This is a genomic window from Sporolactobacillus sp. CQH2019, assembly GCF_028765345.1.
Classification (GTDB): Bacteria; Bacillota; Bacilli; order Bacillales; family Sporolactobacillaceae; genus Sporolactobacillus.
This window is the reverse complement of the sequence record NZ_JARAJZ010000003.1, coordinates 91,314-105,161: the sequence shown is the minus strand read 5'-3', so window position 1 is coordinate 105,161 and position 13,848 is coordinate 91,314. Positions and strand designations below refer to the sequence as shown.

11 protein-coding genes are annotated in these 13,848 nt (G+C 51.4%); 5 read left to right on the top strand and 6 right to left on the bottom strand.

What is annotated here, in order from left to right:
- Nucleotides 1-57: 57 nt before the first annotated feature.
- The 4 genes from OYT88_RS05420 to OYT88_RS05405 form a co-directional block, all read right to left on the bottom strand.
- Nucleotides 58-1,194 carry a glycosyltransferase gene (locus OYT88_RS05420; protein ID WP_274398429.1) on the bottom strand — a complete coding sequence of 379 codons (1,137 nt, stop codon included), beginning with the start codon at nt 1,192-1,194 and terminating at the stop codon, nt 58-60.
- Nucleotides 1,175-2,377: a glycosyltransferase family 4 protein gene (locus OYT88_RS05415; protein WP_274398428.1), complete on the bottom strand. Its 1,203-nt coding sequence runs from the start codon at nt 2,375-2,377 to the stop codon at nt 1,175-1,177. The genes OYT88_RS05420 and OYT88_RS05415 overlap by 20 nt, the downstream gene beginning before the upstream one ends.
- Before the next feature lie 333 nt (nt 2,378-2,710).
- Nucleotides 2,711-3,934: a peptidase U32 family protein gene (locus tag OYT88_RS05410; protein ID WP_274398427.1), complete on the bottom strand. Its 1,224-nt coding sequence runs from the start codon at nt 3,932-3,934 to the stop codon at nt 2,711-2,713.
- Between the two features lie 86 nt (nt 3,935-4,020).
- Nucleotides 4,021-4,929: a peptidase U32 family protein gene (locus OYT88_RS05405; protein WP_274398750.1), complete on the bottom strand. Its 909-nt coding sequence runs from the start codon at nt 4,927-4,929 to the stop codon at nt 4,021-4,023.
- Between the two features lie 174 nt (nt 4,930-5,103).
- On the opposite strand from OYT88_RS05405, the gene OYT88_RS05400 reads away from it, so the two are divergent.
- The 5 genes from OYT88_RS05400 (at nt 5,104) to OYT88_RS05380 (ending at nt 12,131) form a co-directional block, all read left to right on the top strand.
- Nucleotides 5,104-5,976: an NAD(P)-dependent oxidoreductase gene (locus OYT88_RS05400; protein WP_274398426.1), complete on the top strand. Its 873-nt coding sequence runs from the start codon at nt 5,104-5,106 to the stop codon at nt 5,974-5,976.
- Nucleotides 5,977-6,741: 765 nt separating this feature from the next.
- Complete coding sequence (gntK, locus tag OYT88_RS05395; protein WP_274398425.1) at nt 6,742-8,286, top strand: gluconokinase; 1,545 nt, start codon at nt 6,742-6,744, stop codon at nt 8,284-8,286.
- 70 nt (nt 8,287-8,356) lie between these two features.
- Nucleotides 8,357-9,994, top strand: coding sequence for a dihydroxy-acid dehydratase (ilvD, locus tag OYT88_RS05390; RefSeq protein ID WP_274398423.1), 1,638 nt, complete (start codon nt 8,357-8,359; stop codon nt 9,992-9,994).
- Between the two features lie 17 nt (nt 9,995-10,011).
- Nucleotides 10,012-10,650: a bifunctional 2-keto-4-hydroxyglutarate aldolase/2-keto-3-deoxy-6-phosphogluconate aldolase gene (locus tag OYT88_RS05385; RefSeq protein WP_274398422.1), complete on the top strand. Its 639-nt coding sequence runs from the start codon at nt 10,012-10,014 to the stop codon at nt 10,648-10,650.
- Nucleotides 10,651-10,802: 152 nt separating this feature from the next.
- Complete coding sequence (locus tag OYT88_RS05380) at nt 10,803-12,131, top strand: GntT/GntP/DsdX family permease (protein ID WP_274398421.1); 1,329 nt, start codon at nt 10,803-10,805, stop codon at nt 12,129-12,131.
- Nucleotides 12,132-12,364: 233 nt separating this feature from the next.
- Here the strand turns inward: OYT88_RS05380 and OYT88_RS05375 are convergent, their stop codons facing one another.
- Nucleotides 12,365-12,610, bottom strand: a complete 246-nt coding sequence (locus OYT88_RS05375; protein ID WP_274398418.1) for a hypothetical protein — start codon at nt 12,608-12,610, stop codon at nt 12,365-12,367.
- Nucleotides 12,611-13,368: 758 nt separating this feature from the next.
- A complete protein-coding gene (locus OYT88_RS05370; protein ID WP_274398417.1) occupies nt 13,369-13,848 on the bottom strand; it encodes a carbohydrate kinase family protein in 480 nt (159 codons plus the stop codon).

Sequence of the window (13,848 nt, the reverse complement as noted above, 5' to 3'; positions counted from 1 at the left end):
CGATCACTTATGATTTCTTATAGTCTCAGCAATGATCGGAAATCAACCTTGCATACTTCATACTGTCTGCATGCTTTTCCGGCCCTCTCCGTTATTCGTCAGAATGGTCCGTGTGTAGATCAGTTCTGTCAGCAGGTAAGAGAGTGTCGACTCCGCACCCTGGTTCCTGTTGAGGCCGTCCGGACGCAGGCCGTCGTAACCGCCGCCTTCGTCGATGTTGGCGGCGGGCACGTGCAGATCGTTTGCTCCGTAAAACCAGGCATGGCATTTTCGAATGATGTCGAGATACTGTTTTTCCGGATGCAGGCTTTTGGCCGCAGCCTCCGATGCAAGCGCCAGCGCCAGCACTTCAAGCGGCTGCTGATCCCACCGGCTCTGCGCCTCGGGTGTGCACCAGCCTTTGTTGCCGATCGGATGGACCGTCCCGTCGGCCGCTGCCATTTTCTCGATCAGGAAGTCCAGCGACTCATGTGCGATCCGCAATGCCTCCTGGTTTCCGGTGACGCGCTGCGACTGCAAGAGCGCCCAGGGCAGCACGCCGTTTCCGTAAGTCATGGCCGCCTCGAACCAGTGCCAGCCGTCTTTTTTATTTTGTACATAGAGATTGATCAGCTTTTTTTCCAGAAGCCAGATTTCCCCGGGCGCCTCGGATTTAATAAAGGTGTCAAAGGAATCCGGCTCATGTTCCTGCTGTGCATGGCGCAGCAATGTGCTTAATGCCGATAATGTATAGGCCTGGCCGCGTGAATGAGTGAGCTGCGGGAGGGCATCCATGCCCTTCCGGAAGATTTCTTTGGCCGCAAAACGGCTGTCGGGGTGCGGCAGGTGAATCGCAGCAACGGCAAGTCCCCACAGCGTCCGGCCCAGGCAGTCATCGGACGGCATCTCCTGTTCTTTGTCCCGATCATAACTGTAATTGTTGTAGAAATGGCCGTCCGGCTGCTGTGTCCAGGAGAGAAACGCGAGGTAGATATGGCTGAGCCGCAATAATTTTTCCTTGTCCTGCGCGCGATTCGCATTCTTACGGCTGTCGAAAAAATGGAACCAGTCCGACGCCGCCCAAAGCGCGCGTGCATTATCGTCCGTCGTGTAGCCTTCGCCGCGGCGCGGAACGCTGCCGATGGCGTGTTCCAGCAATCCGGTGTCATCCGTCATCCGTTCCAGGTGGGTAAACTTAACTGGGATCGGCTGCAATGACATCCGCCTCCGATGACTGTGCGGGTTCTGCCGTCGCCTTCCGGGCCAGCCGGGAAAAAATGCGGTCATAATTTTTGCCGGTCTGCGGCCAGCTCATCATCATGCCGATCCGTTCCATTTTTTTCTGATAGCCGGCCAATAACGATGGATCCTCAAGCATCGTTTCGATTTTCAGCGCCCATGCGGCAAGATCTCCGTACGGGACGAACAATTCCTCGCTGCCCTTCAGCAGATCCTGCGCATAGCGGTACGGCGTGGTCAGGACCGGCCTGCCGAGCCCGATCGCATAGGCCAGCGTTCCGCTCGTGATCTGCTGCAGTCCGGGGTACGGCGTGACGTACAAATCACAGGCCGTGATATATTTTACAAGGTCACGTTCACTGATAAACTTGTCGATCATTAACACATGATCCTGCAGACCGTTCTCGCTGATAATCGATTTCAAATACTTCCGGTAAGACTCTCCTTCCTGCTTTTTAACATTCGGATGTGTCTGGCCGATAATCACGTACAGTACTTCCGGAACCTTTTCCGCAATATGCGGCAGTGCCCGCAGAATCGTCTCGATGCCCTTGCTCCGGCTCAGGAAACCGAATGTCATGACAACTTTCCGATCTGTCCAGCCGAGGGATGCCCTGAAGGACGTCCGGCCGTTTAAATCGGGAAGCGGCGTTCCGTGCGGAATAAAGGTAATTTTATTTTTCGGTATCTGAAAACTTAACGCCAGATCGTTGATCGCTTTGTGATTCATAACAATCAGCCGGGCGCTGCGCTTAGCGATTTCCCGCTGAATCGAAGCGTACGGCTCGACCGGCGACCTGAATACGGTATGGAAAGTCGTAATCAGCGGTTTTTTCAGATGCCGGACCAGCTCAAGAATGTATTCTCCCGCATTTCCTCCGAAGATCCCGAACTCATGCTGGAGCGAAACAACCGATACTGAACTTTTGTTCAGCTTTTCCGCCATTTTTTTATAATCTTCTCTGCGATTCTTATCAATTGTCCATTTTAAAAAACTGTCGCTGGGATTCTCTTCGCCCTTTTCCTTAATCACGACAACCGGGTCGGCCAGTGAATCGCGTTTTGCCTTTTGAACGCTCTGCCTCAGATGGTAGGTGTACGTGGCAATGCCGCATTTTTTCGGTGGATATGTACTAACGTAAGCAACCTGATAACTCATGATTAGTCGCACTCCTTCTAATTACTTAATCTCACTAAGTTTATTCAGGAATTATTTGTTAGCACTCATCATTAACGACTGCTAATATTATAATAGGCTTTTTTTTCAAAAAATTCAAGTTCCCGCCTTGACAGGCGATCGTCCGGGCCTCTGATTCCAAACGAGAATAAGCCTCGAACGCACGCGCCGACTGCGATCCGGGACTCTCTTACTTTTTCTATTGCCGCCCCAAAATGGCGGCGGTTTGCCAAGCAATTCAGCCGTCTGAAGCGCCCGGACGGTTTCCGCCGTCCGGTTCATTCAGTATACAGATGAACTGAAGAAATCCTTCTTTTATTTTTTCCGCATCAAAAAGAAAGGTTCAACCGGCTTGTCGACGGTCATGGTCACCGTCATCATCGGATTGGGAGCCCGGTCGATCGCTTCGCCGTCCTCATTGCGCAAATCATGGACAACCTGCCTGAAATGAACGAAGCCGGGGCCGTAAAATTCAACCTCTTCGCCGACGCCGAAATTGTTGCGCTGCTGAAGCGTGGCGATTTTCGTTCTCGGATCATAACCGAGCACCTGAGCCGCAAAGGTATATTGCGGCATCCGGCGCGGTTTGCCGAACAGCTGCTCCTTCTCAGTCGGCACGTGGTAGTAGAAACCAGTGGAAAGATCGCGCTGGGCGACCTTCCGGATCTCCTCCTCCCAGGCCGGATCGAAGGCGAAATGATCCGGATCGGCGCAATATGTGTCGATCACTTTACGGTATACATTGGAGACGGTTGAAACATAATGGATCGACTTCATCCGCCCTTCGATTTTCAAGCTGTCGACTCCTGCTTCAATCATGTCGGGGATATGGTGCAGCATCGACAGATCGACGGCACTCATCGAGAACGGTTCGGCGCCGCCCGGAACGAGGCTCTTTGCCGCACCGCCGTCTATCTCGAACAGGTCATATTTCCAGCGGCACGACTGGGCGCAGCCGCCGCGATTGGCATCGCGGTTGACCATATGGTTCGACAGCGTACAGCGGCCGGAATAGGCAATACACATCGCCCCGTGAATGAATGCCTCAATTTCGATGTCCGTGCGGCGGCGCATTTCGCGGATCTCCTCAATGCCGACTTCGCGTGCGAGCACAACACGTTCCAGCCCGACCTTTTTCCAGAATTCCAGTGCTTTATAGTTAGTGGCCGACGCCTGAGTCGACAGATGAATCGGCAGGCCCGGCGCTGAAGCAAAACAAACGGTAATCAGCGCCGGATCGGAAGCGATCACCGCATCGACGCCCATGTTTTTCAGTGTCCTGAAAAAATCGCCGGCTCCTTCCGCATCGCCTTCATGGGTCACCATATTGGCGGCAACATACACTTTTGCGCCGCGGCTGTGGGCAAAATCAACGCCCTCCTCCATTTCATCATAAGAAAAATTACCCGCCCTCGAGCGCAGGCCGTATGCCTGCCCGCCGATATAAACCGCGTCGGCGCCGTAGCGAATCGCCATTTTCAATTTTTCCGGATTGCCCGCCGGAGCAAGCAATTCCGGCTTATTCAAGATTGTTCTCATCGTTCTTTCCTCTCATAGATTCTTTCACTTTTTATTATCAGTTTATGGGTAGATTGACGATATTCGGGAAACAGCAGGCCGCTCAGTCAGTTTACATCTTGAGGATTTTTCAGATAAAAACCGGTGCCGAGCGGCCGCGTCTCCGGTTGGAGCGCTCTGAGCCGGTTGCAGAATCCGGCTGCCATGTAACTGCCGGACTCAAGCGCTTTTTTTGCCTCAACAAACAGCTCGGCGATTTTAACAAAAGCCGGCCCGTGCAGCAGGACACCGTCCAGTTTCCACGTATGCAGCCCATTGTCATACAGTTCCTGCAGGCAGGACATCAATGACAGATCTTCCGTTGAAAAAATGTGCGTGCCGTTTTCATCTTCATAAATCGGGTACTGGCTGTCCGGATTTTTCGGATCGCGCAAGTAAAGGCCGCGATCCTTGTCCGCACGTTCGGCAAGCCCCGCATATCTGTAGTAGTTTGTCAGAAGCGGGCGCCCGGACTGATGGATGCAGGTCGGCCCATAAACGAGAACCTCAACGGGTTTATCCAGTCTACTTTGTATTTCTTTAAGTTCGGTGAGCGTCAGTTCGCGCGCAGCAACCGATCCAGCGGCGCCGCGGTTCAGCCAGAAGGCAATCTGCTCCGCCGAAGTGACGAGGGTGCCCGCATCATAAATATACGGGAGCGGCAGACCGAGCTCTTCAAGAATAAAAATAGCGCCCGGATCGCCGGCCGTGATCGCATCCACAGGCATTTCCGCCAGCCTGGAAAGATAGGTCGGCAGCCGATCCATCTGTTCGTTATGCATCAGGCTGTTGCAAGCCACGGTTATTTTTTTGCCGCAGCTGTGAGCCATCCGGGCAATTTTTTCAATTTCATCCGGACCAAGCGGTTTGGGCAGGCAGAGACCGAAAGGGTGCCCGCCGACGTGCAGCGTATCGACGCCGGCATCGAGAAGAGCCGCTGCCTGTTCCGGCGATTCTGCCGTTGCAATGATATTGATCACGAAATAACCTCCGTATGTTCCTTATTTCATCCTAAATTATAACATGCCGTGCCGCAATTTGAAGACTCTTCCCGAACGGCTATTCTTTTTGCGGGCCGCTGCTTTGCGCTATCCTTGAAGTTGAAGTAAAATTTCTTTGAATGCAGAAATCCGCGAAAAGAGGAGAATCAGATGATTGGTTTTATTGGTATCGGAATCATGGGCAGCCGAATGGCAGGCCGTCTTCTGGCCGCAGGAAAGCCGCTTGTTGTTCACAACCGGACGAAAGAAAAGGCAGATCCGCTGATCGGGAAAGGGGCAAAGTGGGCGGACTCGCCGCGTGCAGTCGGAGAACAGGCAGACATTGTTTTTACAATGCTCGCAGATCCTGAAGCCGTCGACGCCGTCGCTTACGGTGAAAACGGACTGCTGAACGGGCTGAACCCGGGCAGCCTGTGGATTGACAGCAGTACGATCAATCCGGCCCATTCCGTTCGGCTTGCAAAGGACGCTGCGGAAAAAGACGTGCGTTTTCTCGACGCGCCGGTTGCCGGATCGACCGGCCCCGCTGAAAAAGGTGAACTGATTTTCTTTGTCGGCGGTTCGGCCAAAGACGTTGAAGAAGCGCGGCCGCTGCTCAGCATTATGGGTAAAGACATTCAGCATAAAGGAGCGAACGGTCAGGGCACCGCGATGAAACTTGTCAATAACCTGATGCTCGGCCAGACGGTCGCCGCCTTCTCGGAAGCCGTGGCGTTCGGCGAAAGCCTCGGACTCGATAAAAAGGGACTGATTCATTCTTTGCTTGAAGGGCCGACCGCCGCCCCGATCCTTCATTTCAAACAGCACAAAGTTCTGGACGGAGACTTCGAAAAGGCGGATTTTAAAGTAGCCAGCATTTACAAAGACATGGAACTGGCTGCCGAGGAAGCTTACACGCACAATTTTGCGCTGCCGATTTCTAATACGGTCAAATCGCTTTACGGCCTTCTGAAGCAAAAGGGCATGGGCGAGTACGACTTCGCTTCTCTCTATAAATTTTTGAAAAACGATTCGAACCGCTAAGATGGGAAAAGCGCAAAAATCAGCTACAGCAAAGGCACCGGCGGAAAATCCTTTTAAAAATGAAGAGCACGAAAAGAGGGTCAGATCCTCCCGAAATCATCTACGGATGAAATCATCCGTTGGTCTTGGGAGGATCCTTTTGTAACTGAAGCATTCGATTAAAGAAAGCGCGTAGAATTCTTGGCTATTTTATGAATTTTTCTTCGTTTTTTTTTCAAAAATAGCACCGGATCTTGTTATGGCAGAATTGCTGCTGATCGGCAGCGTATGATCGGTTCGGCAGACGGTCTTGACAGCACCCGATGAATTGATTACGATATAGCTGTAAAAAGAAAGGGTTTTCAGAAAGACGCAGTCGGGAAGTGGAAAGCTGCCATTTCTCCTTTTTTTGAAGCCTAACTTGTCGACAAGTATACTGAAACAATTACATGATGAAGAGGAGCGGATTAAAAAAACGGCACTTACTCCGGGCGGCAGGACTGCTGCTGTAAGGCCGCTATTCATCTCTTAAAGATTTATGCCGGTCATTGCTTATGATCGGGAGAAACCGATACCGGACAAAAACGTATTTACCGGAAAGCCGCCGCAGCACTGGGCAATAAATGCCATGGCCGTATTCGTATAAATCGGCTTACCTTTTATCATGGCAAAGCCTTAGGTTTGTCCTTCTGTACGGCTATGTTGTCGACAGGTAGACAGCAAAATGAAAACGTTTAATTAGGTACCGGTTTCATGATCTTACTTTACTAAAGAAGAGGATAAATTATGGGAAAATCATACATGATGGGTGTCGACATCGGCACGACCAGTACGAAAGCCGTTCTCTATGAATTGGACGGCACCATCGTTGCGCACGCGGACAGCAGTTATCCGCTCTACACACCGGACGCTTTCACTGCAGAACAGGATCCGGAGGAATTGTTTGCAGCAACGATCTCAGTCATTCACGATGCCGTTGAAAAAAGCAAAGCGGCTCCGGGCATGATTCGCTTTGTCTCGTTCAGCTGTGCCATGCACAGCGTTATTCCCGTCGATAGGGACGGAGAGCCCTTAATGCGCTGCATGACCTGGGCGGATAATCGCAGCATCGATTGGTGCGGCCGCTTAAAAACAGATCTGGGCGGGCATGAGATCTATATGAGAACCGGAACCCCGATTCATCCGATGTCGCCGTTGCCGAAATTGCTTTGGATGAAACATGAACGTGCGGATCTTTTTAATCAGGCTGAAAAATTCATTTCGATTAAAGAATATATTTTTCATAAATTGTTCCACAAATATGTCGTCGATTACTCAATCGCTTCCTGTACCGGACTGCTTGATATGCATCGTCTGAATTGGGATCAGGGAGTATTGAAGTTGATCGGCATCACAGAGGAACGGCTGTCTGAACCGGTTCCGACGACACGGATCCTGACCGGTATCGACCCGGTGTACGCCGAACAAATGGGGCTTAATCGGGAAACCCCGTTTGTGATCGGCGCCAGTGACGGTGTACTGTCCAATCTAGGCGTGGACGCTATTGATCCGGGTATTGTCGCCGTCACGATCGGAACAAGCGGCGCGATCCGGACCGTTGTGGACAAACCGTCCGCAGATCCTAAAGAACGCCTCTTCTGCTATGAACTGACGGAGGACAAATGGGTCGTCGGCGGGCCCGTCAATAACGGAGGCGGCGTCCTGCGATGGGCCAGGGATGAATTTGCGGCATCGGAAGTGGAAACAGCCAAACGGCTCGGGATCAGCCCCTACGACGTGCTGACACGCATGGCCGCCCGGGTCAAGCCGGGATCGGACGGCCTGATTTTTCAGCCTTATTTCAGCGGCGAACGGGCTCCGCTCTGGAATCCGAACGCCCGCGGCGCCTTCTTCGGACTGACCCTGCACCATCAGAAACAGCATATGATACGCGCCGTGCTCGAAGGAATTATCTTTAATCTCTATAGTGTCATGCTGGCGATGAGAGAAAGGACGGGAGAGCCGAAGCAGATCCAGGCAACGGGCGGTTTCGCCCGTTCACAACTGTGGCGGCAGATGATGGCCGACATCTTCGCACAGCCGGTGAACGTACCGGAAAGCTTCGAAAGTTCATGTCTCGGCGCGGCCGTTCTCGGTCTCTATGCAACCGGGGAGGTCCGCGATCTCAATGTTGTTTCCGGGATGGTCGGGTCCGTTCACAGCCATCGGCCGATAACGGAAAATGTTGAAGTCTATGAAAGACTGTTTCCCATTTTTCTGCGGCTCTCCAGAAAGCTGGATGATGAATGGAACGATATCGCCGCATTCCAGCGCTCTCAATTCAGCGATTAAAAGGTTTTTGGAACATGGAAACATATCGGCTTTATTTATAAAAAAAATTTTTAAACAGGAGGACTCCATTATGATCCAAAATCGGCTGTCGAAAATCAAGCCTTATACGCGGGCTATATTAAAAGGGCATCTCTGTTCGAGCGGTGTGCCGTACGAAATGATGGACCGCCCGATTATTGCCGTTGCGAACTCCTGGAATGAAATTGTGCCGGGACATGTTCATCTGAGGCAGCTGGCGGAACATGTTAAAAAAGGCGTCATTGAGGCAGGCGGCTATCCGCTTGAATTTAATACCATTGCGGTTTGCGACGGCATTGCCCAGGGACATGACGGCATGAAATATTCTCTTCCCAGTCGCGATGTGATTGCCGACAGCGTTGAAACGATGATCCGTGCGCACGAGATTTTTGACGGAATGGTCATGCTCAGTTCCTGTGACAAGATTGTTCCCGGCATGCTCATGAGTGCGGCCCGCCTGAATCTTCCGAGTCTTGTTGTCCTCGGCGGGGTCATGCCCAATTCTATTAAACCCAAGGAGTCAAAGGCAGCCCGGCAGGAGTTCCTTGCCGGAAAGCTGGACGAAAAAGGACTGGTTTCCGTTACCCGCAAGTATTACCCGTGCGCCGGTGTCTGCCCGTTTCTTGGAACCGCCAACACGATGCAGGGACTGTCGGAAGCGCTGGGAATGGCTCTTCCTGGTACATCATGGATGAGAGCGCTCTCCGACGAACAGCTGGCCGCCGCCGAGACGGCGGGGCGCCAGATTGTCGATCTTGTGAAGAAAAACATCCGGGCAAGAGACATTATGACGAGAAAAGCTTTTGAAAATGCCATCTCCGTTTTGCTGGCCATGGGCGGATCCTTGAATGCATGTCTTCATCTCCCGGCAATCGCCGGCGAGGAAGGACTGGACCTGCCTCTGGATACATTCGACAGAATCAGCCGGAAAGTCCCCTTTATCGCTGCAGTGACGCCGAACAATAATAACTTTACGACCAATGATCTGCAGCGTGCCGGCGGAATCCCGGCATTGATGAAAGAACTGGCTCCCCTCCTTCAGTTGGACAGCCTGACAGTCACCGGCCGGCCGGCAGCGGAGAATATTGCCGGAACCAGAGTGCTGGACCGTGAAATCATCCATCCGCTCGATCATCCGCTCGAATCGGAAGGAGGCATCGCGGTTTTAAAAGGCAACCTCGCCGAACAAGGGGCTTTGGTCAAACAATCCGCTATCCCCGATGAACTGATGACTTTTTCAGGGCGGGCTTTAGTATTTAATTCGGAAGAGCAGTTTCAGGAAGCGTATACAGCCGGAAAAATTGCCGAGAATCAAGTCGTTGTGATCCGTTATGAGGGGCCCAAAGGAGGGCCCGGCATGCGCGAATTGCACCGCTGTACGGAAATTCTTGCCAGATATAAAAAGATTGCACTCATTACAGACGGACGCTTTTCGGGTGCTTCGGCCGGACTGTCGATTGGCTATATGAGCCCCGAAGCAGCCGAAGGAGGGACGCTGGCGCTGGTCCAGGACGGAGACCGGATTGATATCGATGTGTCCAAACGTTCCATTTCACTAAAAGTGACCGCAGACGAATTATCGCACAGAAAAGAAAAACTGGCTCAATTGACAAAAAAGGCAAGCAAATTTCTTAAACTTTACGCTTCCAGTACCGCATCGGCTGCTCGCGGTGCCGTACGGACGATCTGATCGGAGAGGGTGGAAACATGCTTAAAAAATATGAAGTGCTGAAAAAATTACATCAGGGCCGGATCGTCGCTGTCGTCAGGGGCAGCGGCGCAGATGATGCTGTCGGTATATCCGAAGCATGTATCGAAGGCGGGATAAACAGCATCGAGGTCGCTTTTACAACGCCGAATTGTCTGCAGGCATTTCAGACATTAGCCGAAGGAAAAAGCGGCGCACTGATCGGCGCCGGCACGGTTTTAGATGCTGAGACTGCAAGATTATCCATTTTATACGGTGCATCATTCGTAGTCAGCCCTAATTTTTCAAAAGATATCAGTGAAATCTGCAATCTTTATTCAGTCCCCTATCTTCCGGGCTGTTTCACTGTGACGGAAATGACTGAAGCGCTGAAGTCAGGTGCCGATGTCGTCAAAGTCTTTCCCGGGAGTACAGCCGGATCAGGATTTATTAAAAGTATCCGGGGCCCTCTGCCCAATCTCAACCTTATGCCGACAGGCGGCATTAATCTGGAAAATATCAATGATTGGCTGGATCAAGGCAGCTTTGCGGTCGGCGTAGGCAGTGTGCTGACAAAAGGATCTAGAAAGGGCGACTATCGCCGGGTTAAGGAAAATGCGCAGCGGTTCGTTTCAAAAGTAAACGCATACCTCAGCTGAGGAAGTATTTTCAAAGCCGGCTTTATTCGGCAGCCGCGCAGATCGGGAGTTTTGCAAGCTGAAACATTCAAGCAGGCTGCACACGAATAAGCGAAAACCCGCAATGGTTTATCTTTTCGAAAAAAATAATAAATGGGAAAGTGATGGTTGCCGTGAACAGCGTATACTTAATTTCAATCACTATATTGGCAATTGCTCTGGTCATTGTCGGCGTTACCTGGTTCAAATGGCATGCTTTCATCAGTCTGTCGGTGGCAAGTCTGTTATTAGGCATAGCCGCCGGATTGCCGATAACTAAAATCGCTGCGGATTATGAAACGGGCGTAGGCGGGATTCTCGGCTCCCTCCTCGGCATTCTCGCCCTGGGAACGATCCTTGGCAAAATGATGTCGGAATCAGGAGCAGGCGTTCAGATTTCTCAATTTTTTACCCATGCATTCGGTGAACGCAATCTGCCGTGGGCGACCTTCTTTGCCGGCCTAATTATCAGTATTCCTGTGTTTTTTGAAGTTGGATTGGTCATACTGCTTCCCTTGGTTATTGCGATTCAGAAAACGACGAAGAAGAATCTGCTACTCATTGCAATTCCGATGGTTGCCGCGCTCTCAATTTCACACGGCATCGTTCCTCCGCATCCCGGGGCAATGGCAGCAATCGGTATCTTCCACGCCGATGTCGGCCAGGTCCTGGTCTACTCATTGCTTGTCGCTCTGCCGGCCGGCATCATCGGCGGTCCTCTGTTCGCTTACTACATAAGTAAGCGCGTACAGCCCGAATCGGAGCCGAAGGTTGTAGCGGCCAATGTTTCGGCCGAAACTTACCCATCAACAGGCGTCTCCTTCTTTACGATCCTCCTGCCGATCATCTTAATGATCGGGACAGTTATTGTTCCTTTCATCTCAATGCCTGCATGGCTGGCTAATCTGCTGAACTTCCTCGGCAACCCGCTGATTGCTCTGTTGATCTCTGTATTTGTCGCTTATTATCTATTAGGGATCAGGCAAGGGATGAGCAGAAAATTGATCAGCACGTTAACCGGCGATTCGCTGGGGCCGTTAGCCTCGATTATGATGATCATCGGTGCCGGCGGAGCGTTCAAACAGATTTTAATTTCTTCCGGGGTCGGGAATGCCATTGCCCAATTGGCGACCAGCTGGCAATTATCCCCGCTTGTCATGGCATTCGTCGTCGCCGGTCTGATTCGAATAGCCACAGGCTCCGCTACCGTGGCGCTGACGACGGCGGCCGGTATCGTCGATCCGATCGTCCAGCACATGACGGGCGTCAACCTTCCGCTCCTGGTAATCGCTACAGGAGCCGGCTCGCTGATGTTCTCTCATGTGAATGACGCCGGTTTCTGGCTCGTCAAAGAGTACTTAGGACTGTCAATCAAACAGACATTCAAGACATGGACCGTACTTGAAACACTGCTGTCCTTTGCCGCCTTTGCTATCGTCATGGTCGTCAGCGCTTTTGTCTGACCGGCTTTTAAGAGCCTAATAGAAAAGCTGCTCCGTCCGCCGGTTCATTCGAATTCACTGTAAAAAAGATACTTTAAAGATAAACCATTCCAATACCGATTGATTTTATCGACCGTGATGCAAGGTTTTTAGTGCACGCAAGACAGCCTGCTGCCCGGACCCATTGGCAAATGAGCCGGTCATGACGGCCTGCAAGAGCTGCTTCTTCGAACTGTGTGCAAATGTTTTAAGAGTTAGCCATGTGCAAGGTTTTTCGGAAATCGCCGCAAAAACCTTGCACCATTTTTTTGTAAAATAATCCCGTTCAAAAAAACTGCCCTATGCGCAACTCTCAGCGCGGATTTATCGGTCGGCGGCGGAGCTTTATCGGTCATCATCGCAGGTTTATCGATCACTATTGCTCGTTTATCGGTCGGTGTTGAGGTTTTATCGGTCATCATTGCTAGTTTATCGATCATTGGCGCCGGTTTATCGGTCATCGGCGCCGGTTTATCGATCGGCGCGGCAATCTATCGACACCGAACAGAATTTATGAACCCGTCGCAGAGATCGGCGCTTAACAGGATTTATCGGTCGGCAGCAAAGTTTTATCGGTCATCATTGCAGTTTTATCGATCACTATTGCTCGTTTATCGGTCGGTGTTGAGGTTTTATCGGTCATCATTGCTAGTTTATCGATCATTATCATTAGTTTATCGGTCATTGGCGCTGGTTTATCGATCGGCGCGGCAATCTATCGACACCGAACAGAATTTATGAACCCGTCGCAGAGATCGGCGCTTAACAGGATTTATCGGTCGGCAGCAAAGTTTTATCGGTCATCATTGCAGGTTTATCGATCACTATCGCTAGTTTATCGGTCAGTGCTGAAGTTTTATCAGTCATTATCGCTAGTTTATCGGTCGGTGCTGAGGTTTTATCGGTCATCGGCGCTGGTTTTTCGACCGGCGCGGCAATCTACCGACACCGAACAGAATTTATGAACCCGTTGCAGAGATCGGCGCTCGGCAGGATTTATCAGCAGTACACAGAGCCGCATCTATAAACCATCACGATCAGTCGGCCTGTCAGAAGTGATAGAGGAATACGATGCATGCAACGAACTCCGCCTCCGAATCGGGATGGATATTTTTCAGGTCCGTAAAAATTATCAGCCATTTAAAAAAATGATTCCCCCGGATTGGCAGAATCATTCTTATCAGAATCATTTTATTTATTCTTTTTGCCGCGTTTTTGTTCATCCGTTCTTTCTTCTATAAGGAATTACCTTGGAACGGTTTTTCAGGAACCGATGTGAAACGGACCCGATCAGTTCCGCCGTCCTCCTGATTTTTTCCGGAAAGCTCATCATTGGCACCGGATCCAGTATAACCTGGATGTGATGTTTTTTCGCCAGTCCTGCCGCATGGATGATTGCGCCGATCTCGACATTCAGCAGCAGCAACATCATGTCGCAGCGGGCGATCCGCTTTTCTGCAGCATCGATGTCTTTTACCTCCACTTTTCCGTTTGTCCCATGTACTTGGACAATCCGAATTCCCTGCTCGGTCAGCAGACTGGTCGCCAGTGCATGAGCAGGCAGGGGATCTGGCCCGGAAAGGAGGACATTTCCGGCAACTTCCGACCTATGTCCGCTCTGAACGATGGCATCCGGAACCCGATCCAGGCAGCCGATGACGGCGATTGCCGGTTTCTTTTTCCGTGCTCGTCCTCTCAT

Excerpts from the sequence above, each read along its gene's own strand:
- OYT88_RS05415 (WP_274398428.1), bottom strand. The coding sequence starts at position 2,377 with ATGAGTTATCAGGTTGCTTACGTTAGTACATATCCACCGAAAAAATGC.
- OYT88_RS05410 (WP_274398427.1), bottom strand. The coding sequence starts at position 3,934 with ATGAGAACAATCTTGAATAAGCCGGAATTGCTTGCTCCGGCGGGCAAT.
- OYT88_RS05400 (WP_274398426.1), top strand. The coding sequence starts at position 5,104 with ATGATTGGTTTTATTGGTATCGGAATCATGGGCAGCCGAATGGCAGGC.
- gntK (WP_274398425.1), top strand. The coding sequence starts at position 6,742 with ATGGGAAAATCATACATGATGGGTGTCGACATCGGCACGACCAGTACG.
- ilvD (WP_274398423.1), top strand. The coding sequence starts at position 8,357 with ATGATCCAAAATCGGCTGTCGAAAATCAAGCCTTATACGCGGGCTATA.
- OYT88_RS05385 (WP_274398422.1), top strand. The coding sequence starts at position 10,012 with ATGCTTAAAAAATATGAAGTGCTGAAAAAATTACATCAGGGCCGGATC.
- OYT88_RS05375 (WP_274398418.1), bottom strand. The coding sequence starts at position 12,610 with ATGACCGATAAACCGGCGCCAATGATCGATAAACTAGCAATGATGACC.
- OYT88_RS05370 (WP_274398417.1), bottom strand. The coding sequence starts at position 13,848 with ATGAGAGGACGAGCACGGAAAAAGAAACCGGCAATCGCCGTCATCGGC.